General features: G+C 34.8%; 25 protein-coding genes. 20 read left to right on the forward strand and 5 right to left on the reverse strand.

What is annotated here, in order from left to right; genetic code table 11:
* The first annotated feature begins 77 nt into the window (after positions 1-77).
* Positions 78-887, forward strand: a complete 810-nt coding sequence (locus PHV22_RS10050; RefSeq protein ID WP_295023311.1) for a peptide deformylase — start codon at positions 78-80, stop codon at positions 885-887.
* Between the two features lie 11 nt (positions 888-898).
* Entirely contained in the window at positions 899-3556 is a 2658-nt protein-coding gene (locus tag PHV22_RS10055; RefSeq protein ID WP_295023309.1) for an ATP-binding protein, read from the forward strand.
* On the opposite strand, the gene PHV22_RS10060 is transcribed toward PHV22_RS10055, so the two are convergent.
* The 3 genes from PHV22_RS10060 to PHV22_RS10070 form a co-directional block, all read right to left on the reverse strand.
* Positions 3549-4310, reverse strand: a complete 762-nt coding sequence (locus PHV22_RS10060; RefSeq protein ID WP_299947472.1) for a response regulator — start codon at positions 4308-4310, stop codon at positions 3549-3551. The genes PHV22_RS10055 and PHV22_RS10060 overlap by 8 nt on opposite strands.
* 139 nt (positions 4311-4449) lie before the next feature.
* The gene (locus tag PHV22_RS10065; protein ID WP_295023305.1) at positions 4450-5142 is read right to left on the reverse strand and encodes an MOSC domain-containing protein; all 693 of its coding nucleotides are present in this window, start codon (positions 5140-5142) and stop codon (positions 4450-4452) included.
* Between the two features lie 83 nt (positions 5143-5225).
* Entirely contained in the window at positions 5226-6185 is a 960-nt protein-coding gene (locus PHV22_RS10070) for a 6-phosphofructokinase (protein WP_295023303.1), read from the reverse strand.
* A 160-nt stretch (positions 6186-6345) separates the two neighbouring features.
* Between PHV22_RS10070 and purH the strand changes: the two genes are divergently transcribed.
* The 3 genes from purH to PHV22_RS10085 all read left to right on the forward strand — a co-directional run bounded on the left by purH (position 6346) and on the right by PHV22_RS10085 (position 9531).
* Positions 6346-7884 carry a bifunctional phosphoribosylaminoimidazolecarboxamide formyltransferase/IMP cyclohydrolase gene (gene purH / locus PHV22_RS10075; protein ID WP_295023301.1) on the forward strand — a complete coding sequence of 513 codons (1539 nt, stop codon included), beginning with the start codon at positions 6346-6348 and terminating at the stop codon, positions 7882-7884.
* Between the two features lie 126 nt (positions 7885-8010).
* The gene (locus PHV22_RS10080; RefSeq protein ID WP_295023299.1) at positions 8011-8880 is read left to right on the forward strand and encodes a DnaJ C-terminal domain-containing protein; all 870 of its coding nucleotides are present in this window, start codon (positions 8011-8013) and stop codon (positions 8878-8880) included.
* A gap of 273 nt (positions 8881-9153) precedes the next feature.
* Entirely contained in the window at positions 9154-9531 is a 378-nt protein-coding gene (locus tag PHV22_RS10085; RefSeq protein ID WP_295023297.1) for a helix-turn-helix transcriptional regulator, read from the forward strand.
* Positions 9532-9577: 46 nt separating this feature from the next.
* Here the strand turns inward: PHV22_RS10085 and murA are convergent, their stop codons facing one another.
* Positions 9578-10849, reverse strand: a complete 1272-nt coding sequence (gene murA, locus PHV22_RS10090; protein WP_299947477.1) for a UDP-N-acetylglucosamine 1-carboxyvinyltransferase — start codon at positions 10847-10849, stop codon at positions 9578-9580.
* 111 nt (positions 10850-10960) lie between these two features.
* Between murA and PHV22_RS10095 the strand changes: the two genes are divergently transcribed.
* From PHV22_RS10095 to PHV22_RS10140, 10 genes are all read left to right on the forward strand, one after another.
* Positions 10961-11404, forward strand: coding sequence for a hypothetical protein (locus tag PHV22_RS10095; RefSeq protein WP_295023293.1), 444 nt, complete (start codon positions 10961-10963; stop codon positions 11402-11404).
* Positions 11405-11407: 3 nt separating this feature from the next.
* Positions 11408-12115 carry an exonuclease domain-containing protein gene (locus PHV22_RS10100; RefSeq protein WP_299947480.1) on the forward strand — a complete coding sequence of 236 codons (708 nt, stop codon included), beginning with the start codon at positions 11408-11410 and terminating at the stop codon, positions 12113-12115.
* Positions 12116-12159: 44 nt separating this feature from the next.
* Positions 12160-12519, forward strand: a complete 360-nt coding sequence (locus PHV22_RS10105; RefSeq protein WP_295023290.1) for a hypothetical protein — start codon at positions 12160-12162, stop codon at positions 12517-12519.
* Complete coding sequence (rsmD, locus tag PHV22_RS10110) at positions 12509-13099, forward strand: 16S rRNA (guanine(966)-N(2))-methyltransferase RsmD (protein WP_295023288.1); 591 nt, start codon at positions 12509-12511, stop codon at positions 13097-13099. The genes PHV22_RS10105 and rsmD overlap by 11 nt, the downstream gene beginning before the upstream one ends.
* A gap of 84 nt (positions 13100-13183) precedes the next feature.
* Positions 13184-14227: a flagellar basal body P-ring protein FlgI gene (locus tag PHV22_RS10115; RefSeq protein WP_295023286.1), complete on the forward strand. Its 1044-nt coding sequence runs from the start codon at positions 13184-13186 to the stop codon at positions 14225-14227.
* Positions 14227-14529 (forward strand): rod-binding protein, encoded by a 303-nt coding sequence (locus PHV22_RS10120; RefSeq protein ID WP_295023284.1) that lies wholly within the window; start codon positions 14227-14229, stop codon positions 14527-14529. Before PHV22_RS10115 ends, PHV22_RS10120 begins: the two co-directional genes overlap by 1 nt.
* A 79-nt stretch (positions 14530-14608) precedes the next feature.
* The gene (locus tag PHV22_RS10125; RefSeq protein ID WP_295023282.1) at positions 14609-14818 is read left to right on the forward strand and encodes a flagellar biosynthesis anti-sigma factor FlgM; all 210 of its coding nucleotides are present in this window, start codon (positions 14609-14611) and stop codon (positions 14816-14818) included.
* 20 nt (positions 14819-14838) lie between these two features.
* A complete protein-coding gene (locus tag PHV22_RS10130) occupies positions 14839-15267 on the forward strand; it encodes a hypothetical protein (RefSeq protein ID WP_295023280.1) in 429 nt (142 codons plus the stop codon).
* Between the two features lies 1 nt (position 15268).
* On the forward strand, positions 15269-17149 hold the full coding sequence (gene flgK / locus PHV22_RS10135; RefSeq protein ID WP_295023278.1) for a flagellar hook-associated protein FlgK: 1881 nt from the start codon (positions 15269-15271) through the stop codon (positions 17147-17149).
* Positions 17150-17156: 7 nt separating this feature from the next.
* A complete protein-coding gene (locus PHV22_RS10140) occupies positions 17157-17954 on the forward strand; it encodes an ABC transporter permease (RefSeq protein ID WP_295023275.1) in 798 nt (265 codons plus the stop codon).
* Positions 17955-18073: 119 nt separating this feature from the next.
* On the opposite strand, the gene PHV22_RS10145 is transcribed toward PHV22_RS10140, so the two are convergent.
* Positions 18074-18373 carry a c-type cytochrome gene (locus PHV22_RS10145; protein ID WP_295023273.1) on the reverse strand — a complete coding sequence of 100 codons (300 nt, stop codon included), beginning with the start codon at positions 18371-18373 and terminating at the stop codon, positions 18074-18076.
* A 373-nt stretch (positions 18374-18746) separates the two neighbouring features.
* Between PHV22_RS10145 and PHV22_RS10150 the strand changes: the two genes are divergently transcribed.
* The 5 genes from PHV22_RS10150 to PHV22_RS10170 all read left to right on the forward strand — a co-directional run bounded on the left by PHV22_RS10150 (position 18747) and on the right by PHV22_RS10170 (position 24520).
* On the forward strand, positions 18747-19316 hold the full coding sequence (locus PHV22_RS10150) for an aminodeoxychorismate/anthranilate synthase component II (RefSeq protein WP_295023271.1): 570 nt from the start codon (positions 18747-18749) through the stop codon (positions 19314-19316).
* A complete protein-coding gene (locus PHV22_RS10155) occupies positions 19313-20506 on the forward strand; it encodes a hypothetical protein (RefSeq protein WP_295023269.1) in 1194 nt (397 codons plus the stop codon). Before PHV22_RS10150 ends, PHV22_RS10155 begins: the two co-directional genes overlap by 4 nt.
* Positions 20507-20594: 88 nt before the next feature.
* Complete coding sequence (locus PHV22_RS10160) at positions 20595-21929, forward strand: ATP citrate lyase citrate-binding domain-containing protein (protein WP_295023267.1); 1335 nt, start codon at positions 20595-20597, stop codon at positions 21927-21929.
* A gap of 9 nt (positions 21930-21938) precedes the next feature.
* Positions 21939-23753, forward strand: coding sequence for a citrate/2-methylcitrate synthase (locus PHV22_RS10165; RefSeq protein WP_295023265.1), 1815 nt, complete (start codon positions 21939-21941; stop codon positions 23751-23753).
* Between the two features lie 143 nt (positions 23754-23896).
* Entirely contained in the window at positions 23897-24520 is a 624-nt protein-coding gene (locus PHV22_RS10170; RefSeq protein ID WP_295023263.1) for a prepilin-type N-terminal cleavage/methylation domain-containing protein, read from the forward strand.
* Positions 24521-24664: the final 144 nt, after the last annotated feature.

Below are 24664 nucleotides of genomic sequence, written 5' to 3' on the forward strand. Positions count from 1 at the left end.
GATGCCCTACGGCATATAGTTCACCTCATTTTGGGGTGAATTAAATCCCATCCATATTTTTAATTAAGGCGAAAATTATGATCAAAGAAATAATAACTTATCCAACTCCTCCAAGTGTAGCATATGGTACGGATGTAAGAGTTTTTAATGAAGAGATATTCTCCTTAATTCAAGATATGAAAGATACTATTGAGGCAAATTCGTTGGATGGACTTAGTGCATTTCAGATTGGTAGCTACTTTAATATTGTTGTTGTAAAGCAAGAAAATGGTGAATTTTTAGAGCTTATCAATCCAAGATTGATAAGCAACAGCGGTAGGGTTACGACTGTTGAAAAAACAGCATATTTTCCAGATTTAACCGCAGAAATAACAAGGTATGAAACAATCAGTGTTGTCTATCAAGATAGGGATGGTAATCAACACTCTCTTAAAGCAGATGGCGCATTTGCTATTTTACTTCAAAGAAAGATTGATTACACGCATGGCTCAAGCTTTATAAATAAACTATCAAAAAAAGAGAAAAAACTTTTTGAGAGAAAATTAAAATTTGGAGCAAATATTGCAATTTCTGAAGTTTGTCCTACAACCTTTAAAAGAGACTATATTATCAAAGCTATAAATATAGTGCTGATTGCTATGGTTATCTTGCTTGTTTCTTCGCTTTTTTTAAGTAAAGAAACGACTGAAAATTTCTGGAGCTATCAACTTTATGCTTCTTTCCTGGCAGTTAGCTTAAGCATAGTCTACTTCTTTTATGCACAATACGAAGGGAAGCGATTTACATCTTGTACAAGTTGTCAAATCGGAAACATAATCGGAACAGCAGTAATTCTTCTTATAAAGCTCTCTATAATAACGCTCATATCCTACTTTATTCTAAGCTAAAAGCAGGATAGATGAGAAGTAGAGTTCCTTATTTGGTAAAAGCAGAAGCTATCTTTACATCTTCAAAAGACAAAATACTCTCTCAATGGTTCTCGTATGACTCTCCAAAAAAGATACTAAAACTTCACAATATAGAAACAAAATATTTTCTAGATAATTATGCAAACGGTGTATTTGATTACTTCATTGACATAATTGCAAACAAGGTAAAAATAGGTGACTGCCCTGTAATGCAAGAGCTAATGGCTTATCTCAAAGATAAAGAGATTAGGGCAGATGAGCTGTTTGAGATATGTAGTCACTTTAGACGCTCGATGATAGACTTTACATATGATACAAAAATAAATTCTAAAGAAATATTTGATGAGATATCGTATCTTTTTGATAAAAACTTTCAAGGAGTATTGAAGTTTTACACAGATACTATTTTTCAAAAAGAGAAAGAGATAGATAGACATGTAAAACTTCTTCTTGAGTATCAAAGAGCGCTTGACGAGAGTACTATCGTTTCAAAGACAGATAGAGATGGAATTATTACATATGTAAATGAAAAGTATATAAAATTAAGTGGATATAGTGCCGAGGAACTTATAGGCAGTAAGCATGGCATTGTTAAGCATGACGATATGCCACAAGAGTATTTTGATGATTTGTGGTTTCAGTTGGTAAATAGTGGCGTCTTTAGAGGAACCCTTAAAAATCTAAAAAAGAACGGTGAATATTTTTATATTGATGTAACGATAGTAAAAATAACTGATCCTTATGACGATGTGATAGAGTATATGTCAATCGCAACAGATGTGACAAAGCTTATAGATGCAAGAGTTGAAGCACAAATGGCCTCTCAGGCAAAAGAGTATTTTTTATCCAATATGTCACATGAGATAAGAACCCCACTAAATGCTATTTTAGGTTTTGTAGATCTTCTGATAGGGGAGGATGTATCTAAACAGCAGAGAAAATATTTGGAGATTATCTTAAATAGTGGAGAGAACTTACTTAGTATTATCAATGATATTTTAGATTTTTCAAAGATAAGAAGTGGTGAATTTACTGTTGAGCCTAGAATTTTTTCCATTCATAGTGATATTAGCCATACTCTAGAGCTTTTTGTTGCCTCTGCTAATGCAAAAGATATAACATTAACCTCATTTATAGACCCATCAATACCAAAAGAGCTATATGCGGATTCGCTTAGACTAAAACAGATATTATCTAATTTTTTAAGTAATGCAATTAAATTTGTAAAAAGTGATGGACATATTCATGTTAATGCAACTTGTAATAACAAAATCCTTAAAGTCAGCGTAAGTGATAATGGCATTGGTATATCACAAGATGATATAAAAAGCATATTTTCACCGTTTATGCAGGTAAATTATAACGGAGTTGGAAAGTTTGGCGGAACTGGACTTGGTCTTTCAATCTGCAATCAATTATCGAAGCATATGGGTGGAGACATCTTTGTAAAGTCTAGTCTTGGAGTTGGAAGTATATTCTGGATTGAGATACCAGTAGAGATATATAACAGCGAGTGTCAAGTATTTAGTGACTTAGACGAAGTTAAAGAGCTAAGAATTATATTTTATCTCAAAGATGGACAGATGAACTATAAAGCAGGTTCATTTTTAAAATACTCCGAACTATTTAATATAAATATTGAGCTTAGCGATACTCTTGATATAGATTTTGATGTAGCAATTTTTTTAGAAGAGAGTTTTGACGAAAAATTAGAAAATAAAATTCTTGATCCAAATAAAAAATATATATCCATAACGAGTAAGCCAAGCGAAAAATATAAAAAATATCCAAATATCTCCTCTCTAATTTTTCCATTATATTGCTCAAAGATAAAAAACTCATTTGATGAGCTTTTGCATCCAGAGGCACTACTGTGTGAGCGGTCTAAAAAAAATAACAAAAAGTTTTCAGGACATGTCTTGGTTGCAGAGGATAATGAAGCAAATCAGGAACTTATAAAAATTTTATTGACCAAGTACGGACTTACCTATGACTTAGCAAACAATGGAGCAGAAGCGGTTGAACTCTATAAAACAAATAAATATGATCTCATACTCATGGATGAACAGATGCCGATTATGGATGGAAATGAAGCAATAGCGCATATTTTGGCTTATGAATCACAGCACAAATTAAGACATACCCCAGTTTCAGCACTTACTGCAAATGTTATAAAGGGTGCAAAAGAGAGAGGATTAAAAAGTGGATTTGACTCGTTTTTAGGAAAACCAATAGTTATAAAAGAACTAGAGAGAGTTTTTTATACTTATCTGGAGGGTTTAGCGGTTGCTACTGAGAGTTTTTTATCATTACCCTCAAACGAAAAAGTGTTAGGATTGGATATTGTTTGTTTGTCAAAAGAGTTGACACTTGATAAAGATGAGCTTATCTTATTGATAGAACTTTTTATAAAAAAAATGTTAAAGCAACTCCCAGAACTAAGCGCCGCAATAAGAGATAGGGATTATAAAAAAATTGCCATGATTTCTCATAGTATTAAAGGCTCAAGTGCAAATTTTAGAATAGAGTCAGTCCAAAAAGATGCATCTAGAATGGAAGATATGGCAAAACAAGAGAGCGATTTTTTTGATTATGATATGACATTTGAGAATATAAAAGAGAGAATCGAGATGATAAAAATTATTTAGTTTTATCATCCTCTATAAAATAACCTATCCCAGAAGCATTTTTTATAATATCACTCGGAAGCTTATTTCTAAGCCTCCAAACAAGTGTTCTTATGCTGTTTTCTGTTGCTGTATTTTCTTTCCACACATAATCAAGAGCCTGACTGAAGCTGATTATATGTCCAAGCTTGGCGACAAGTAGCCTTAAAATTGCACTCTCTTTTTTTGTAAGTTTTAGTTTTTCATCATTGTAAAACACTTCACTTTTTATGATGTCAATAGTGTATCCATCCCCAAAACAGACAATTGGCTTGTTTGGTTCTTTTTTTAGATATAACATTTTTTCTAAGCTTTTGTCATCAATTTTTGATCCAGCTAACTCATCATATCTTTGATTTTCCATATCAAATTTAAAAATAGCGGTTTGGATGGTTGCGTGAAGTGATGCTGGATCAAAAGGTTTTACAATATAGCCATACGGCTCAGTTTGAACGGCCTCTGAAATAATCTCATTGTCACTATGTGAAGTTAGGTATATAAAGGGTATAGGGTGATTATTTCTTATAAATTTTGCAAGAGCTATTCCATCGTTGCTCTCTTGAAGAGAGATATCTATAAGAATGATACTAGGATTGTGCAGGTTGACACTATCTTTGGCATCAGCAGAATTATCGCAAATGGCTACAATCTCATAATTGTATTTTTGCAACGACAGTTTTAAGTTTAGGGCTGTAACCTCGTCATCTTCAACAATAATAACAGAATGTTTTGTCATAAGTAGCCTAAGTAATTATTTTGTGATATAAATTATCTTGATATTATAGTGTAAGTTTTTTTAAATAAAACAAATATTTATTTTACTTAGCCGTTAGTAACCGTTTTAATATATTCAGCAATGCAGTTGAGAGAGATGTTTAATCTACTCTCATGTATTCAAGTCCAAGCTCTCCCGAGATTCTTTTTTCAATACTTGCCCTATAGTTTGGAGCGATTGAGTAGATTGTAAGAATTTCATCTAAGATATCCCTATGTTTTATAGGATTTGCAAATGCCATATTTGCGTCAAGAATTGAGACTCTGCTCTCATCACTCTTTTGTACTACTACTTCATCACCGGCAACTATCTCCCCCTCTTTAAGCACTCTATAGTACCATCCAGTATGTCCAGTTATGTAAATTTCATTTGTGAATTTTTTGTTGTTCCATCTTTTGGCAATTTTATAGCATGGTTTTCTCACTTGAGATACTTGCATAATAGTTGAGCCAATTTTATGTATATCGCCCAAGAACACACTGCTTTCATGCAGTCCTGAAATAGTAAGATTTTCAGCTAGCGCACCAAATGGTAACTCATTGACATCTAAGAACTCAGCCCACTCCTTGTAATTTTCATGGCTGTTTGCAAAAACCGCTTTTTCTAACCCACCGTGATGGGTTTTATCTGCCACTTCATCACCATCTATACCATACCTACCAACAAAAACTTTTGAATTAACTACTTCCTTAAATGAAGCACTTTCCCAATATTTTTCTAAGAATTCACCACTCTGTTTATCGCCATAGGCTTTTGCTTTGCCGACTTGAATAGATATAACTCTGCTCTTCATAAATACAACCTTGTAAAAAAGATTATTGTAGCAAAAAAGCAAAAAAAAATTATTTCATAGCAATATGACCAAGCCCAAGGAAATTAAGATTTTTTTATATAATTAAGAAGTTTTTGGTCTATTTTATATTTTTGACTTGTTACTTCATCTATCTCTTTATGAATAAAACCATTTTTTGTATAACAGACAACACTTGAATTTATTCCACCAAGAAGGGCATCAACCGCGTGATTTACAAATTTATAAGCCATAAGCCTATCGTAAACTGTTGGGTTTCCGCCTCTTTGGATATGACCCAAAACACAGATTTTGCTCTCAACGCCAACTTCATTCTCGAACCACTCAGCTATCTCTTTTGTCTCTTGTTTTATTCCCTCAGACACTACCGCTATAAAATACCTTCTTCCATTTTTTATCTGCTTTTTGAAATCATTTTTATAGCTGTTTAAATCATACTCTACCTCTGGGATAAGGCAAAGCTCCGAACCGGAAGTTAAGTGTGAAATAAGTGCTAAATAGCCACAATCTCTCCCCATTGTCTCAATTACAAATGCACGCGAGAATGAGGAAGCTGTATCTCTAATCGCATCAATGGAACTCTTTATGATATTGAGGGCGGTGTCAACCCCTAGACAATACTCATTTTGGCTTATATCATTATCGATTGTGGAAGGGATTGCACAAAATTTTATCCCATGCTCTTTATGCAGCTCATGAATTCCTCTAAATGAGCCATCACCGCCTAAAACCACAAGCATATCTATTTTTGAGTTATCAAGATTTTTCTTTGCAACTGCTCTTGACTCTTTTGTCATAAACCTCTTACTTCTTGCACTCCCTATTTTTGTTCCGCCACGAGTCAAGATTCCAGCAACATCATCATAAGAGGCTTTTTTGATTTTATTGTCAATCAATCCCTCAAATCCATCAAATATAAAATATGGAGATAGTCCCATTTTTATAGAGTATTCAACAAAGTGTTTTAGTGCTGGATTCATGCCGCTCACATCGCCACCAGAGCATAAAATAGCTATGTTTTTCATATCAAATCTCTTTTTAGTTTTTTAAAGTTTACCATCTTCTTATCTCTTGTTAGCTAAAATCACATAATTTAAAATTTTCCCCTCGTTTTCTTGCCGAAAGGTATAGCTTTAGTGAGAGGAATTATCTAAGGAATTCACTTCCTTAGAGAAGGAGAAAAGAGTGGTAAAAAGAGCTTTAGTAAGTGTAAGTGATAAGAGTGGCATAGTTGATTTTTGTAAATCACTTGTAAAAAATGGTTTTGAAGTTATCTCAACTGGTGGAACATATAAGATACTAGTAGAAAATGGGATAAAAGCCATCGAAATAGATGAAGTTACAAAATTTCCAGAGTGTTTTGAAGGACGCGTCAAGACTTTAAATCCATTCGTTCATGGTGGAATTCTTCATCGCCGTGATAAGCAGTCACACCTAAACCAAGCAAAAGAGCTTGGCGTTGAAGCTATTGATTTGGTTTGTGTGAATCTCTATCCATTTAAGGCGACAATTGAAAAAACTGATGATTTTGAAGAGATTATAGAAAATATCGACATTGGTGGACCTGCAATGGTTCGTTCGGCTTCTAAAAACTTTGATAGCGTTATGATAGTAACTGATGTAAATGATTACGCAAAGGTTATAGATGCGCTTGAAAATGAGAAAAATACACTAGAGTTTCGTCGTAATCTTATGATAAAAGCGTTTGAGCACACAGCGGCGTATGACTCAATGATAGCAAACTATATGAACAGTCGTTTCAATGGCGGTTTTGGAGAGAAACAGTTTATAGTTGGAAACAAAGTTATGAACACTCGTTATGGCGAAAATCCTCATCAAAATGGAGCGCTATATGAGTTTGACAAACATTACTCGGACAACTTTAAAACTCTAAAAGGTGAGGCGAGTTTTAACAACCTAAATGACTTAAGTGGTGCTGTAAAAATCGCTTCTGCTTTTGGGGTGGAAAATGCAGTTTGTATCACAAAACATGGAAATCCTTGTGGTTTTGCTATCAAAGATACTTTGCTAGAGGCTTACGAAGAAGCTCTAAAATGTGACCCTGTTTCGGCGTTTGGCGGAGTTGTTGCAGTAAATGGTGTTGTAACAAAAGAGTTGGCACTTAAAATGAATGAGATATTCTTAGAAGTTATCATAGCTGGGCGTATAACAGAAGAAGCACAAGAAGTTTTTGATAGCAAGAAACGAATCAAGCTTTTTGAGATGGGACATGACAAGCTCGTTTTAGCAAACGATATTAAAGATTTCAAACATATAGATGGCGGGTTTGTATATCAAGATGCCGATAAAGTTAATGATGATGAAGTTAAAAACGCAAAACTTATGAGTGCTAAAGAGGCGACACCGCAGGAGAAAAAAGATATGGAGATAGCTTATAAAGTAGCATCTCTTACAAAATCAAACTGTGTTGTGTATGTTAAAAATTCTGCGATGGTAGCCGTTGGAATGGGCATGACAAGCCGTGTAGATGCAAGTCAGTGTGCACTTAAAAAAGCTAAAGAGATGGGGCTTGATGTAGCAGGCGCAGCACTAGCAAGTGAAGCATTTTTCCCATTCCGTGATAGCATCGATGCAGCTGCAGCAGCTGGAGTTAAGAGCGTAATTGAGCCAGGAGGAAGCATAAGAGACGAAGAGATTATAGAAGCTGCCAATGAGTTTGGTATGAGCCTTTATTTCTCAGAAGTGAGACACTTTTTACATTAAAAATATTACTACTCTATTGGACATGACCAATAGAGTAGTAATATTCACTCCAAACCTTGATTGACATCCGCTCAACCCTTATGATATAATCGCACTTAACAAATAATCAAATTTTAGGAATTTAAAATGGCTAAATCACTTTACGAAACGCTTGAAATAAGCGATAATGCAACAGAAGCAGAGATTAAAAAAGCATATAGAAAATTAGCAAGAAAGTACCATCCTGATGTCAATAAAGAGAAGGGTGCAGAAGATAAATTTAAAGAGATAAATTCGGCATACGAAATTCTTAGCGATAAAAAGAAAAAAGCTCAGTATGATGCGCAGGGCGACAGTATGTTTGGAGGACAGAACTTCCATGATTTCTCTCGCTCATACGGTGGAGGCAACGATTTGGATGAGATACTAAGAAGTATGTTCTCTGGCGGTGGCGGATTTGGTGGCGGTGGCGGATTTGGCGGATATAGCAGTGGAGGTCGCCCGCAGCAACAGCCAGATTTAGATATTGAGACAAGCGTTGTGATACCTTTTAGTGTCGCCATCCTTGGAGGTTCTCACTCCGTTGCAGTTAATGGAGATAGATTTGATATTAAAATCCCAGCAGGTGTAAAAAGTGGCGAAAAAATGCGGGTAAAGGGAAAAGGACATGCTCAAAATGGAAGAGCAGGTGATCTGTTTCTAAAGATAAATGTAGCCGCAAATCCAGAGTATGTTAGAGAAGATGATGACCTCATCAAGATTTTCAACCTACCTCTTCATGCTGCACTGTTTGGTGAGAAAATAGAGATAAAAACTCTTGATGGCGAGATAAAACTAAAAGTTCCACAAAATACTAAAAATGGACAGAGATTTCGCGTAAAAGAGAAAGGTGCTATGAATAGAAGCACAAAAGTTCGTGGAAATTTATATCTTGAAGCAAATATAATTCTGCCAAATATTGATGATTTGGATGAAAAGTTAGTTGAGATTATGAGAGAAAAATTACCAAAAGAGTAACCATAAAAAAGAGAAAACTACTGCTTGGGTTTCTCTGCCTCGCAAGAGGCAGGCTTTAGTGCCATAGCGGCTAGCGTAGCAGGAGGGACTGGTTCCTCTTGCGTTTAAAATCAAATGAGGGGTTCCCTTCATTTTGTAAAACAAACTGCCTTGCAAGAGGCAGGCTTTAGTGCCATAGCGGCTAGCGTAGCACGAGGGACTGGTTCCTCTTGCGTTTAAAATCAAATGAGGGGTTCTCCTTCATTTTGTAAAACAAAATTAAGGGAGAATAATATGATTCACCAATACGACGAACCAGTATATCTAATAAGTATAGTCGCAAAGATTTTAGATATCCATCCTCAAACACTTAGACAGTACGAGAGAGAAAACCTTCTCACGCCAATGCGTTCAAGCGGAAAAATAAGGCTATATTCTCAAAAAGACATAGATAGAATAAAGTTGATTTTGAGATTAACTCGTGAGCTTGGTGTAAATTTGGCTGGTGTTGATATTATTCTTAGACTGAAAGTTAATGTTGATGAGATGGAACAAGATATTATCTCACTTAGGCAAGAAGTTTTAAAAGCCAAAAGTTCACACTCTGCGGTGTCCGATAAAGCGCTTGTGACTAAAAAAAGTATTTATGATATGGTAATTTTTGAAAAATAAAAATAGCTACAAACTAGCTCTCTGATCTGGGAGCTAGTTTTATTTTCTACTCGTTAAGTCTTTTTATATCGGCACCAACATTTTGTAACTTCACTTCAAGAGAATCATAACCACGGTCAAGATGGTAGATGCGGTGCACATTTGTGACTCCGTCTGCTATAAGTCCAGCTAAAACCAATGCACTAGAAGCTCTTAGGTCTGTAGCCATAACATCAGTACCACTAAGCTTTGTTCCACCAACGATTGTTGCAGTATGCCCACTTAAAGAGATATCGGCACCCATTCTTTGAAGCTCACTAACATGCATAAATCTGTTCTCAAAAAGTCTCTCTTCAATGATAGAAGTGCCATCAGCTTGGGTTGTAAGAGCTAAAAATTGAGCTTGCATATCTGTTGGAAATCCTGGATACTCTTGCGTTACAATCTTTACATGTTTTTGTACTTTTGATGGATGGATTGTTATTGTGGTGTCTGTAAATGAGATTTTGTTTCCCATCTCTTCAAGTTTTGCTATAACAGCACCCAAGTGCTTGTGGTTTGCATTTTCAAGTGTTAGTTCTGAGTTTGTAATTGCGCCAGCACAAAGATAAGTCCCAGCTTCGATTCTATCAGGAATAACGCTAAATTCGGCAATGTCAACAAGTTTTCCATCTGTTCCATGGATAGTCAGTACGCCTGTTGAAATTCCATCAATTTTGACTCCACTCGCATTTAAAATTTCACAAAGTTGGACAACTTCAGGTTCTCTTGCTGCGTTTGTGATTGTAGTGATGCCTTTTGCCAAAGCCGCCGCCATAACTATATTTGCCGTTCCTGTAACAGTTATTTTATCAAAAATAATCTGACACCCTTTTAATCCATCTGGTGCAGTAGCGTGGATGTAGCCAGCTTCTATATTTATAACTGCTCCCATCTGCTCTAGTGCTTTTAAGTGCAAATCAACTGGGCGTTGGCCGATAGCACAACCACCTGGTAAAGATACTTCACAATGCCCAAATCTAGCTAAAATTGGACCCAAAACAAGGATGGAAGCGCGCATAGTTCTTACTATATCGTATGTTGCTTTGGTCTCATGAAGAGCAGAAGTGTTTATGCTTATGATGTCGCTACCGTTGCTAAGGTCAGAGCATGAAGCTCCTAGATTTGAGAGCAGTTTTAGGAGAGTTTTTATATCTACAACATGAGGCAGATTTTTTATGTCAACCCTATTTTTTGCAAGTATTGTCATAGCAATTAGCGGAAGAGCAGCGTTTTTTGCACCGGAGATTTTAATGTTGCCATTTAGAGTGTTGGCTCTGTTGATTTGTAGATAGTTCATTTTTATCTTTTATTTTGGTTTTTATAGTTGTGGATTATATCTTTTGTACCATTATGAACAAATAAAGTAGGAGTTTTGATATAATCTAAGTAGATAAAAATAGGGAAAAGAATGAGCTCAGCATTAGACAAGCTAAAAAATTTAACAAATAAAATCTCAGGTTACGAGAGAGCTAGAAAAAGCAATATGGAGATTTTAGAAAACCTGTTTTTTGAACTAAGTATCAATAAAAAAGTTGAAGATTTTAGTGAACTTTTTAACTATAAAGCCATAAACTTATCTGGCGCTTCACTTCTTATGGAAAATTTAGGTGAAATAAAAAAAGGTAAATATCTTCAAATTTTAGCGATAAGCTACGACAAAGAAGCTACAGTAAAAAACAAAAATATCTCTTTAGCCTATTTTGGAAAAGCTGAAAATGTAGATGGTGCCTTAAAAGATAAGGTCGTTGAGTTTATTATAAGATTTAGATTTGAGAAAAGTTTTATGACTCTTGAACACTATCACATAATGCTTGAGAGCTTTAAGACAGAAGAAAAACAAAACACAAACTAGCAAATGTTAATATTTTTAGATTTAGAAACAACGGGGCTTGAGGATATAGATAAGATTTGTGCAGTTGGAATCATTGCTGTTGATGACGCAAAAATGATTGTGAAATATGACCTAGTAAATGAGGCAAAGAAAATATCTTCCAAAGCTTCAAGCGTAAATCATATAACCAACGAGATGCTAAAGCAGAAGCCAAAACTAAAAGATTCTGATGCGTATAAGTTTTTAGAAGAGCATAACCATGAAGATTCAATAATTGTCGCTCACAATGCAAAATTTGGCATTAAAATGCTTGAACTTGGTGGATTTATTTGGCACGGGAAGGCCATAGATACGCTAAGAACTACAAAACATCTTATTCCTGAATGTGAATATTTTTCACTGCAATTTTTGAGATACGAACTAAAGCTTTACAGAGATGAGAGCAGAGAGACTGCTTTGTTTGAAAATAACATTCTTGAACGAAAAGCGCTTCATGACGCGCTAATTACTAAACTTTTGTATAAATATCTTTTAGAAATAGAGCCACAAAATAGGCTTCTTGAGCTTAGTGAAAAAAAAGTTTTGATGCAAAAGTTTGGATTTGGGAAATATGCCGATAAGCACATTGAAGAGATAAGTATGTATGATAGAGCTTATCTGGAGTGGATGCTTTGTAATATTGCTGAGTTGGATGAAGATTTGAGATATACGATAGAGTATTATTTAGATTAGATGATGTGTTATACTTCTTTAAAAATTAACAAATAGGGGCAAGTTTGAAAATAGCTGTTGAGTGTAAATCCCCACTACTTCAAAAATCATTAGAACTTTTTTTAGATCAATATCTCTGTTCATTAAAGCAGTGTGATATTGTTATTAGAGATACAGAGTGCATGGATGATAAGAGGTGTTTTTATGTATCGAGTGACAAAAGTTCTGATTTAATCAAACCTTTTTCAAAATCACAACTTATATTGGCACTAGAAAAACGATATAAAAGTATGAAAAAAGAGATAAAAAATGAGCCAATCGGCAACTATATGAGTTTTGATATTTTAGAGAGACGAATAGAGTCCTTAACTGCCGAGTATCAAGCTAATCTTCTGAAAGTAATTAAAGCATTTTATGAAAACTAAACCAATCACAAAAAAAATTATCTCTGGAAAATTTAAAAACAGAGTTTTAAAACTTCCATCAAAGGAGACAACCAGAACATCAAAAGCGATAGTTTTAGAGTCTTTTTTTAATACACTACAGTTTGATATAGTTGATTCGGTGTTCATTGAGGTATTTTCTGGAAGTGGCTCTGTTGGACTAGAAGCACTTAGTCGTGGCGCAAAAAAAGTTATCTTTATGGAGCAAGACAGAGAAGCTCTAGCTGTTTTAAGAGAAAATATTGAACAGACCGACCCATCGATGTGCGAGATTGTTCGAGGCGATAGTTTCGTTAATATTGGCAGTGTTGTAAAAAAACTGCAAACAAGAGATGAAGTTGCGTATTTTTACATAGATCCTCCTTTTAGCATAAGAGAAGGTATGGAAGATATTTATGAAAAAACTATAAATTTAATAGCTTCTTTGCCAAAAGAGTACACAAAACAGATAATTATAGAGCACATGAGTACTCTTGAAATCCCAGAAAAAATTGAGCAGTTTTTTATAAAAAAATCTAAGAAATTTGGAAATACAACTTTAACTTACATGGACTGCAACTAGATTATCTAAACTTCAATAACAAATTTTCCTATTTTATCGAATTGGAATAACAATTGCTTTGATAAGAGAATATCAAGGATTGTTATGAAGAAATATATTTTATTTTTGCTTATTTGCACAACTATTTATGCTGCAAAGATAAATGATGTTGCAAGTGTTGTCGGGGTCAGGGACAATCATCTTATAGGCTATTCTCTCGTTGTTGGTCTTAAAAAAACCGGCGATGGAACAACCTCAAAATTCACTCTCCAGTCAATCGCAAATATGCTTAGAGCCATGAATGTGGATATGCAACCAATTGATATAAGATCAAAAAATGTTGCAGCAGTTGTTGTAACGGCAGAACTAGCACCATTTGCCAGACAGGGTGATAAATTTAATATAACAGTATCATCAATCGGCGATTCTACTTCACTAGAGGGCGGAACTCTTCTTATGACTCCTTTAAAAGGGGTGGATGGAAAGATTTATGCGCTTGCTCAGGGCGCCCTTAGTATTGGTGGACGAAACGGCAAAGGAGATTCTATAACGCACTCAACTGCTGGACTTATTTATGATGGTGGACTTGTTGAGAGAGAAATAGATATAGATTTGTATCATCAAGACTATATAACGCTATCTCTAAAAGAGGCAAATTTTAAAAATAGTGTCTCTGTTCAGTCAGCCGTAAACTCTTTTTATAGTTCACAGCTGGCAGTTGCTATGGATTCAAGAACTATTAAGCTTCAAAAACCAAAAGATAAAAGCATGATAGAGTTTTTAGCAGAAGTTCAAGATATAGATATGGATTTTGATGTTCAAAACAGAATTATCATTAATGAAAGAACAGGGACAATAGTCTCTGGTATCGGGATTATGGTAAAGCCAATCGTTATGACACATGGTGATATAACAATAAAAATTTCTGAACAAGACGATGTGAGCAAGCCAGATGGTTCAATGGTTGTGGATGAAAATCTTGTAGTTGGTCTAAAAGAGAATGAACTGTATGCAAAATCCGGAACAATGACGGTGGCAAATTTGGTTCGCTCACTCCAAAAGATGGGCGCTAAACCAAAAGATATCATCTCGATTTTAGAAGCTATGAAAAGCGCTGGCAGTATCTCCGCAGAGTTGAAGTTGATATAATGTACAACTATAGCGCTAAGGATTTACAAGCTGGATTTGTTTCCCAACAGCATCAGCTTCCGAAAATAACACCAAAGCCAGAAGATTCAAAATTAAGAGAGCAGACAGACGCTTTTGAGTCAGTCATACTAAAAATGTTACTTGATACTGCTATGAGTGATGAGAAAAATATCTTCTCACAGCAGAAAGATCCAGGTGATAAAATCTACAAGTCAATGTACAGAGAAGAGCTTGCAAAAGCTAGCGCAGGAGGGTTTGGATTTTCTCAGATGCTTTACGAGTATCTGAGTCAAAAAAAATAGTTTATCCTAAATTTTTCTATCTATTTGCCGATATGATTGGATATGAATAGACTTTAAAAATAGAGAAAAAGGAAAGATTATGATACCACAGGTAAATAACGCGAATGTTTTCAACGGATACGCGAGCACAGTTGCAAAAGATTTAAATACTTCAGAAAAGCAGGAGTTGAAGATTTCTAAGCAGGGCGATACAAGTAGGGTTCAAGAGATAAAAGACGCTCTTGACTCCGGAGAATATAAAATTAATTTACAGGCTTTGTCTAAAAAAATAGCAGATGAGCTTATGTAACCATAAAAAAAGGATTTAAAATGCTTTCATATCATCTACAGGGTGCACTAAACGACTTAAGAGATTTAATAAAAATAACAGAGTTTGATGTAGAAGATATAAAGAAGGCAGATAACACTCCTCAATTTGATAGACTAAAACTAAAAGAGGAAAAGCTTAAGAGTTTTGAATCAAAAAAAGCGATGATTGACCATGAGATTTCCTCTTTAGTTGTTAAAAATCCACAAAAAAACCTTCCAGAATTGCTCGATGAAGAGCAACATAACTATCTAGAAGAGATGAAGGTAGAACTCTCTAATCTTCGTGATGTAAATAAAAAATATGCAAGATTAGTTCTAGCTGTTAGTAACTTATATAACTCATTTTTAGAAAAAATAGTACCAACAGAGATGCAAGGGTATACAAAAGTTGCCTCAAAAAATTCTGCGATTTTACAAATAAGAGTCTAAAATGGGGTCACTATTTAATTCACTTCACATAGGGTATTCGGGGCTTAATGTTTCCCAATTGGCAATTGAAGCCACCAGTCATAATGTCGCAAATGCAGACAGCGATGGATATACAAGACAAAGGGTGGTTACTAGTGCTGCTACTCCCTTAAATAGTGTAAAGGGAAATATAGGCAATGGCGCTGAAGTTACAGCAACTGAGAGAATATTTGATGACTTTGTTTTTGATAGATACACTAAACTTTCTGGCGACAAAGAGTATAGTGATTATGAGAAAAAAACACTGAATGAGCTCTCTTCATATTTCCCTGAAGTAGATGGTGTTGGCATAAAAGCAGATATGCAGGAGTATTATAATATGTGGCAAAGTTTTGCAGATAATCCTGACAATGCCTCAATGAAACTAGCTCTTGCAAAGCAGACAGAGATTCTTTCAGACCATATAAAACAGACACAAGACCAAGTTTTATCTCTACAATCACAAATAAATAGTGAGTTATCAACCAATATAGATGAAGTAAACTCTTTAGCAAAAGAACTCGCACAATTAAACAAAAGTATAGATGCAGCCGAAGCAGCTGGTGGTTATACAGCAAATGATTTAAGAGATAAAAGAAATGTAATTGAGAGAGATTTGTCCAAACTTATTGGAGCTGATGTAAACTCTGGAAAAACCACATCAGATACTCAAATTGATGGAACAACAAAAACATCCGGAAGTTATACTCTTAGCGTAAATGGCTTTAACATTGTTGATGGAAGCTCGTATCATCCAATTCATATATCAAATAAAGACAACGCGTTTGGACTCTATGATATCTCATATGAGAGACAAGATGGAACCTTGATACCAATGTCTGAGAAGATAAGTGGTGGGAAAATAGGTGCAATTTTAGAGTTAAGAGGTGGAGCGATTGATACAACCACGGGAATGCCATCAGATGGTATTTTGCAAGGTGTTGTATCAGAACTAGATGCTTTTGCTAGTAAGCTCATAGAGTCAACAAATAATCTTTACGCCAAAGCATCAACAAATAGAATGGATTCAAATACCTTTGTTGGAGTTAGCGATAACACTGCCTTAGTAAACTCATCTTTAAACATAAAAACAGGTACATTTGACCTAGTTGTTTATGATATTGATGGAAATGAAACTGCAAGAAAAAGCATAACCATAAACTCTTCTACGGTAATGAGAGGAGTCCCCGGTTCTAACTCAATTCAGGGGCAAATGGAAGCAAATAGTGATGATAATGGTGATGGAAACTTAAATAATGATATTGATAATTTTATTAAATTTAATCTTGGAAACTTTATAAATGGGGATAGTTCTCTCTCGTTTACAATGAATCCGCAATCAGAAGCAAAAGGATATAAATTTAGTATCCAAGATAATCTAGCTACAACCTCATTTGATTCTGGTACAAACTTTGCCGGTGCACTTGGCATGAATAGATTTTTTGATGGGAAAAATGCTAGAGATATAGATCTAAAAAGTGAGTTTAAAGTGAACTCAACGCTAATGTCGGCTGGATACACAGCTGTTTCTGGAGATAACAGATTAGCAATGGATGCTATTCAGCAACAGTTTGAAAAATATGATTTTAAAATGGATGGCAAGACTTATAATGCAACCATGTACGGAATGTATGATATTGTTGCAACTGGAGTTGGAACACAGACAAACGGTTCTAAGATAAGAAATGACACCATTACGGCACAGTTTAATGCAACGGAACAGGAGTACTCATCTGTTTCAAAAGTAAACATGGATGAAGAGATGGCGAACCTAATCAAATACCAAACATCTTACGGTGCTGCCGCTAAAGTTATATCTACAATTGATCAGATGATGCAGACGCTACTTGGCATAAAATCATAAAATATATATGCCAAAATTTAGTATATCGGTCTTAGTGCTTCTCTTTTTTGTATCGTTTTTCGGATCATTTTTTTATACAACAGATGCATATCATCTTAATGCAGGTTCAATACTGCTTCCACCATCACAAGAGCACATTTTTGGCACAGACAGGTTGGGAAGAGATATGCTTGCAAGACTAATAGAAGGTGGCAAAATTTCACTTATTATAGGTGTCGGAAGTGCTTTTATAGCGTCCTTTGTTGGTCTGATTATTGGCTCGATGGCTGGATATTTTAGAGGTGGCGTGGATAAAGGTTTTGTTATTGTGGTTGATTTATTTTTAACATTTCCAACATTTTTTCTACTTTTAGCTCTTGTGAGTTATGTAAACGCCTCAACTTGGGTTTTGATATTTATAATCTCCGTAACTGGATGGATGACGACGGCTAGATTGGTTCGTTCGGAGAGTTTTAAAATCACATCACAACCGTTCATAAAGATACTAAACATAGCAAAAATAAGCAAGATAAAGATACTTTTTAAGTATTACACACCTATTTTAGCACCTATATTTTTGGTTGGATTTACATTTGGAGTCGGCGGAGCGATACTCTCAGAATCAGCTCTTAGTTTTTTAGGTCTTGGCATTGTAGCTCCTCAGATGAGCTGGGGAACAATTTTAAGTGATGGAAAAGATGTGATTGAGATAGCTTGGTGGGTTAGTTTCTTCCCTGGACTTATGATTTTTTTGATAACGCTTTCGCTTATAAACATCTCAAATTATCTGCAACAACTAACAAACCAAAAGCAGATTCAAAACTAGATAAATGAGCAGAGTAGAAGTATTAAACTAGCTCTTTTAGAGTTTTTAAATATTTATATCTAAAATACTTAATCTACTACAGAGCTAGATAGTCCCTTGTTTTTATGTTTGCTTTATTGCTAGCGCAGTGTTGGTATATATTCTGAGAGTGCTTTAATCTCGTCGTCACTTAGCTCTGATGCCTTTTCTTGCATTGTTGAACCCATGCCATGACTATCTCTTTTGTCATACTTGTAGCCTTTGAGTGACTTGTAGATAGTTTGCGAATCTAGTGCGCCAACAATAAGGCTTGCGCCTAAACCACTCTCTTGCATTTTTGTGCCATGGCACTCAGAACATACAGAAGAGACGATGCTACTAGCTTCTCTTGCGGATAGCAGTGTGCTTAACAAAAACAAAATAACAGAATTTTTTTTCAATATATACCCCTCTTGATGATTTATTACAATTGTAGGTGCTTTTACACTGTTTGTCTCTTAAAAATATATTTATCATAAAAAAGTAATTTTAGTTATATAAAATACTTTTTAACTATTGTGAGTTTTGATAAATACCAATCAGCTATAGTTTATTCATAAAAAATATACTTTTACTTTTATTGCATATTTTGTATAGATAGAAGTCAATTAATAATATGAAGCAAAAACGAATGGTATAATTTCTGAGCTAATTTTGCATAAATAATGTTACTGAAAATTGAAATAAAATATATAAATTTTTCCTAGATTGTGACACAAAAAATAAGTTTATGTGTTGTTTGAGTTTAGAACCCATAAAAGGAGTTAAAATATAATGATATTAATGATAGATAATTATGATAGTTTTACTTACAATATAGTTCAGTACTGCAGAGAACTTGGGGCTGATCTTAAAATAATTAGAAATGATGAGATGGGCATAGAGGAGATTGAAGCTTTAAATCCAGAGAAGATTATTATCTCTCCTGGTCCGGCTACTCCTGATGATGCAGGAATTACCCTTGAAGTTATAAGACATTTTAAGGATAAAGTGCCAATTTTAGGTATATGTTTGGGTCATCAGAGTATAGCTCAGGTATTTGGTGGCGATGTTGTTCGTGCTAAAAATATGATGCATGGAAAAACATCTAAAATGCAGAGGGTTGGAGAGAGCGAGATTTTTAAAGGCTTGCCTAAAGAATTTGTTGCAACAAGATACCACTCTCTAATCGTAAAAAAAGATAATTTACCAGAAGTGATAGAACCAACCTCATACAGTGAAGATGACAATGAGATAATGTCGCTAAAAATCAAAGACAGAGAGATTTATGGTGTGCAGTTTCATCCAGAATCTATCATGAGTGAATATGGTCATGAGATATTAGGAAACTTTTTAAAAATATGAACGCTCGCTACATTCTATTCTTTGTATTGGGAATAGATGCTCTTATACTAATCTTTCAGAGTAGTGAGCTCTCTATATCTTACAATGAGGCGCTTCTTCTATTTGGTGATTTCTCATTTTTACAAACAATCGTAAAAGCTTCAATATATTTTCTTGGGCAAAACGACTTAGCGCTACGACTCCCTATGATTTTTCTACATTTGTTAAGTGTCACTCTTCTTTATAAAATAACTAAAAAATATCTAAAAAAACCAAGCAGTAGAGTCTGGATAACACTTATTTTTATTTTACTTCCAGGAGTTATTAGTTCAGCATTAATAGTAAATAGTGCCGGATTAGTTATCTTTGGACTCTTGTTATTTGTTTATTTATATGAAAATTATCACATAAAATACATATATCCACTTTTGGCGGTTTATTCGTTAGTGAGTGGTGGTTTTGTTTATCTCTTTTTGGCTCTGATATTTTTTTCAATATTCACAAAAAATAGACTGTTTTTTATCTATAATTTATCTCTATTTGCTATATCAATTTATCTATATAAGATTGACCTGCATGGCTCCCCAAGTGGACATTTTCTAGACCTGCTTGGAGTGTATGCAGCAATTTTTACTCCTATAATTTTTGTATATCTCTTTTATGTGCTCTATAGAAAATACTTAACAAAAGATATTTCTGTATTGTGGTTTATTTCATCTACCGCATTGATTATCTCACTTCTATTATCGTTTAGGCAGCGACTCGATATTGAGCTTTTTGCACCATACCTTATTTTAGCACTTCCTTTGGCTGCACAGACCTTTGAGCACTCATATAGAGTTCGTCTGAAGATTTTTAGAAAAAATTATAGATTTATATTCATTCTAGCATTAGTAATTCTTTTCATAAACAGCTCAGTAGTTTTTTTTAATAAATATTTATATGTTTTTATTGATAATCCAAAAAAACATTTCGCATACAATATGCATGTGACAAAAGAGCTAGCAAAAGAGCTTAAAAAAAGAGATATAAATTGTGTTAGCGCAACAAAAAAAATGTCTTTAAGACTAGAATTCTACGGTGTAACAAAATGTAATAAGTATGAACTAGAAGAGAATTCTTTAAGTAATAAAAAAAGAAGTGATGTAACGATTCGTTACAAAAATAGAGTTGTATATTCTGCAGATGTTACAAAGATAAACAAAAATTAAAGCAATCGAGTGCTTTGCACCAGTAGAGAACAGTTAATTAATTAACCTTATGTTAGTATTCCGCAAATATTATTAATAGGGAGTTGCAATGGCTCAAAAAGCGATTAGAGAGTATGACGCAAAGTCAATCTTGGCAAAACATTGGAAAAAATACTTTCCAGATTTTACTTATGCTTATGAAACTATAATGGTTCAAAATGGATCAGAGTTAAAAGAGGCTGCCAAGAGCAAGTCTTGGATAAAGAGTAAAGCACTTGTTGCTAAACCAGATATGCTTTTTGGAAAAAGAGGCAAGAATGGTTTAGTTCTTTTTAGAGATACAAAACCTGGTGATGTATCATTAGAAAAAGCTGCTAGTTGGATTGATGAGAAATCTTCATCAAAACAATCTGTATACTTTTCATTTGAGGGTGACACTCCACATGGTGAAGCAAAAGTAGATATGTTAACTCACTTTATTGTTGAGCCATTTACTCCACATGCCCAAGAGGAAGAGTACTATATCTCTGCTACATGTGTTGGCGATGATGATATGCTTTATATGTCGGCTGAGGGCGGCATGGAAGTTGAAGAAAACTGGGATAAAGTTACGGAGGTTGCTTTTAAAATAACTGATAGTGAAGAGGTAATTGCCGAGAGAATCAAAGCAAATATCCCAAAAGATGTTGCAGAAAAAGATAAAAAGGCATTTGCTGAGTTTGCAATCGGCTTTTTTAGAGCATATAGAGAACTGAATTTTGCATATCTTGAAATTAACCCGTTTGTAATGCAGGGTAAAAAAATAGAACTTCTTGATATGGTTGCAAAACTTGACGATACAGCTGGTTTTATGATGGCAAAAGATTGGGGAGATGTTGAATATCCTACATCATTTGGAATGGAAGCAAAATCTCCAGAAGTTGAGGCTATTGAAGCTGCTGATGCTAAGACAGGTGCTTCACTAAAACTTACACTCTTAAAGCCAGATGCTAGAATCTGGACTATGGTTGCAGGTGGTGGTGCTTCAGTTGTTTACGCTGATACTATCGCTGACTTGGCTGGAATCGAAGATTTGGCAAACTATGGCGAGTATAGTGGTGGACCAACTACTGGTGAGACAAAATTTTATGCTGAGACTATTTTAGGTCTTATGACAAAAGCAAAAGACGCAAAAGATAGAGATAAAGTTCTAATCATTGGTGGAGCTATTGCAAACTTTACAGATGTTGCAAAAACTTTTACGGGAATTATTCAAGCATTTGAAAACTATGCTGAAAAGATGAAAGAAGTTGGTATCAAAATCTATGTTCGTCGTGGTGGACCAAACTATGAAAAAGGTCTTAAAGATATCAAAGAGGCTGCGGATAGATTGGGACTTTATATTGAAGTTTATGGACCAGAAACACATGTTACAGACATCGTGCGTATGGCACTAGCGAAGTAAGGGGAGAAAATGGCACAACTATTTACTAAAACAACACAAGCAATTTTTTGGAACAACAACACAACGGCAATACAAAGAATGTTGGATTATGATTATACAATCCAAAGAGAAACTCCTTCAGTAGCTGCAATTGTTGCTCCAACAAGCGGAAATAAATTTGAGAAGTTCTTTTATGGACCAAACGAGATAATGATTCCTGTTTTTAAAAGTACACCAGAAGCTAAAGCTGCACTACCAAAAGCTGATGTTTTACTAAACTTTGCATCTTTTAGAACTGCTTATGAAGTAACTATGGAAGCATTAAACCTTGGTGGTTTTAGCTCTATTATGATAACAGCAGAGGGAATTCCTGAGAGACTTGCTCGTGCTATGAATCAACATGCAAGAGATAAAGGTGTAACAGTAATCGGACCTGCAACAGTAGGTGCTATCGCTCCAGGTGCATTTAAAATTGCAAATATTGGTGGAACGATTGAGAATATTATTAGTTCAAAACTTCACCGTGCCGGCTCATGTGGGCTTGTAACTCGTTCAGGTGGACTATTCAACGAACTCTCAAACATCATTGCAATCAATGCTGATGGTATCGCCGAGGGTGTTGCTATCGGTGGAGATAGATTTGTAGGATCTGTATTTATTGATAATTTACTAAGAATGGAAGCTAATCCAGAAGTTAAATATATGTTACTTTTAGGTGAAGTTGGCGGTACTGAAGAGTACAAAGTTATAGAAGCTGTAAAATCAGGTCAAATCAAAAAGCCAATTATTGCTTGGTGTATCGGTACAATCGCTAAGTATTATGATAGTGGTGTTCAGTTTGGTCACGCTGGCGCATCTGCAAATGGCGACATGGAAACAGCTGAAGCAAAAAATAGAGCGATGAAAGAGGTTGGTATTCATGTACCTACATCATTTAACGATTTACCGGAAATTATCAGTGCTGTTTATCATGCACTTCATGCTGAGGGTATTGTTAAAGATATAAAAGAGCCTGCAATGAATGTATGCCCTAAAGTTAGAAGAAGTAAAGAGTTTATCTGTACTATTTCTGATGACAGAGGTGACGAAGCAACTTATGCCGGCTTCCCAATCTCTTCACTTGCAACCCCAGATACTGGCAAAGGAATCGGTGATGTTATATCGCTTTTATGGTTTAAAAAACAGTATCCACAATGGGCAACTCAGTTTATTGAGACAGTTATTAAAACTGTAGCAGATCATGGTCCAGCAGTTTCAGGTGCACATAACTCAAAAGTTACAGCAAGAGCTGGAAAATCAGTTGTTGAAGCACTTGTAACAGGACTTCTTACAATTGGACCAAGATTTGGTGGAGCAATTGACGGCGCTGCTAAGTATTTCAAATATGCAGATGACAACAAACTCTCTCCAGCAGAGTTTTTAAATCATATGAAAAAAGAGGGTGTTCCAATCCCAGGTATTGGTCATAGAATCAAATCACTTAAGAATCCAGATTTAAGAGTAGAAGGTCTTAAAAAATTCGCACGCGAATATTTCCCATCAACTTCACTACTTGATTATGCACTAACAGTTGAACAGTTAACAACATCAAAAAAAGAGAATCTAATTCTTAATGTTGATGGAACTATTGGTATTTTAATGGTAGATATGTGGAGAGCATTAGGATATAGTGAAGAAGAGATTAATGAGTTTATTGACTCAGGTACTCTAAACTCATTCTTTATTGTTGGAAGAAGTATCGGGTTTGTTGGCCATATCTTAGATGAGAAACGCCTTGCAATGCCAATGTATAGACACCCAATGGATGATATCTTGTATGATGTTCCAATGGCAGAGAAAATTTAAAAACACTACTCGAAAGTTAAACTTTAAGAACTGAGTTTCTTGAAGTTTAACTGCTCATTCCATAAAATTATTTCAGTTAAAACCCCTCTACTTTATTACCTTTTTTGATATACTTATATCAAATATAGTTGACTGGATTACATATGAAAAAAGCATTCACGATGTTAGAGCTAATTTTTGTCATAATAGTCATCGGCATAATAGCTGCTGTTGTAATTCCAAGAACAGGTTCAAATAAACTCAACGAAGCGGCACTTCAGGTTCTTTCTCATATAAGATACACACAGCATTTGGCTATGGTAGACGATAGATTTAATGCAGGTAATCCGTTGTGGTTTCGAGAAAATTGGCAAATTGAGTTTAAGTCTGCAGCAAATGTGTACTATCAAATATATTCAGACAGGGATCATAATGGAAATTGTGATGTTATAAACAGAGAAGCTGCAGTAGATTCTATGACTGGTTCTACTTTGGATGGAAATAGCAACATTACAGATCTTAAAAAAACATTCTCTATTTCTAGTGTTGCTTTTTCACCAAGTTGTAGTGGAAATGGTACGGGAAAAGAATTATCTTTTGATGTTATAGGACGACCATATTTTTATATTACCAGCGCAAACCCACCTACCTCAAATATCTATACATACTTGTTGCTGTCAAATTGCGACATAACGTTAACAAGTCCAGAGGGGACAGCAAAAATAAGAGTGCACCCAGAAACAGGATATGCTTGTATATTGAATAATGCTGGAACAGATTGTCTTTAGACTTTTTCTAAATTTATCCACCAATTAAGCCCTCTCTAAGCAACTCTTACCTATAATTCCCATCCACAAACAAAGCGACCTAAAGTTTAGGTGTAACGCTCTAGAAGAGCCGAAATAACTTCGTTTGAGATCATTGAAAACTAA

This window comes from Sulfurimonas sp., from assembly GCF_028713515.1.
Classification (GTDB): Bacteria; Campylobacterota; Campylobacteria; order Campylobacterales; family Sulfurimonadaceae; genus Sulfurimonas.

Coding starts and splice junctions, on each gene's coding strand:
- PHV22_RS10050 (WP_295023311.1), top strand. CDS start 78: ATGATCAAAGAAATAATAACTTATCCAACTCCTCCAAGTGTAGCATAT.
- PHV22_RS10055 (WP_295023309.1), top strand. CDS start 899: ATGAGAAGTAGAGTTCCTTATTTGGTAAAAGCAGAAGCTATCTTTACA.
- PHV22_RS10060 (WP_299947472.1), bottom strand. CDS start 4,310: ATGACAAAACATTCTGTTATTATTGTTGAAGATGACGAGGTTACAGCC.
- PHV22_RS10065 (WP_295023305.1), bottom strand. CDS start 5,142: ATGAAGAGCAGAGTTATATCTATTCAAGTCGGCAAAGCAAAAGCCTAT.
- PHV22_RS10070 (WP_295023303.1), bottom strand. CDS start 6,185: ATGAAAAACATAGCTATTTTATGCTCTGGTGGCGATGTGAGCGGCATG.
- PHV22_RS10080 (WP_295023299.1), top strand. CDS start 8,011: ATGGCTAAATCACTTTACGAAACGCTTGAAATAAGCGATAATGCAACA.
- PHV22_RS10085 (WP_295023297.1), top strand. CDS start 9,154: ATGATTCACCAATACGACGAACCAGTATATCTAATAAGTATAGTCGCA.
- murA (WP_299947477.1), bottom strand. CDS start 10,849: ATGAACTATCTACAAATCAACAGAGCCAACACTCTAAATGGCAACATT.
- PHV22_RS10095 (WP_295023293.1), top strand. CDS start 10,961: ATGAGCTCAGCATTAGACAAGCTAAAAAATTTAACAAATAAAATCTCA.
- PHV22_RS10100 (WP_299947480.1), top strand. CDS start 11,408: ATGTTAATATTTTTAGATTTAGAAACAACGGGGCTTGAGGATATAGAT.
- rsmD (WP_295023288.1), top strand. CDS start 12,509: ATGAAAACTAAACCAATCACAAAAAAAATTATCTCTGGAAAATTTAAA.
- PHV22_RS10115 (WP_295023286.1), top strand. CDS start 13,184: ATGAAGAAATATATTTTATTTTTGCTTATTTGCACAACTATTTATGCT.
- PHV22_RS10120 (WP_295023284.1), top strand. CDS start 14,227: ATGTACAACTATAGCGCTAAGGATTTACAAGCTGGATTTGTTTCCCAA.
- PHV22_RS10125 (WP_295023282.1), top strand. CDS start 14,609: ATGATACCACAGGTAAATAACGCGAATGTTTTCAACGGATACGCGAGC.
- PHV22_RS10130 (WP_295023280.1), top strand. CDS start 14,839: ATGCTTTCATATCATCTACAGGGTGCACTAAACGACTTAAGAGATTTA.
- flgK (WP_295023278.1), top strand. CDS start 15,269: ATGGGGTCACTATTTAATTCACTTCACATAGGGTATTCGGGGCTTAAT.
- PHV22_RS10140 (WP_295023275.1), top strand. CDS start 17,157: ATGCCAAAATTTAGTATATCGGTCTTAGTGCTTCTCTTTTTTGTATCG.
- PHV22_RS10150 (WP_295023271.1), top strand. CDS start 18,747: ATGATATTAATGATAGATAATTATGATAGTTTTACTTACAATATAGTT.
- PHV22_RS10155 (WP_295023269.1), top strand. CDS start 19,313: ATGAACGCTCGCTACATTCTATTCTTTGTATTGGGAATAGATGCTCTT.
- PHV22_RS10160 (WP_295023267.1), top strand. CDS start 20,595: ATGGCTCAAAAAGCGATTAGAGAGTATGACGCAAAGTCAATCTTGGCA.
- PHV22_RS10165 (WP_295023265.1), top strand. CDS start 21,939: ATGGCACAACTATTTACTAAAACAACACAAGCAATTTTTTGGAACAAC.
- PHV22_RS10170 (WP_295023263.1), top strand. CDS start 23,897: ATGAAAAAAGCATTCACGATGTTAGAGCTAATTTTTGTCATAATAGTC.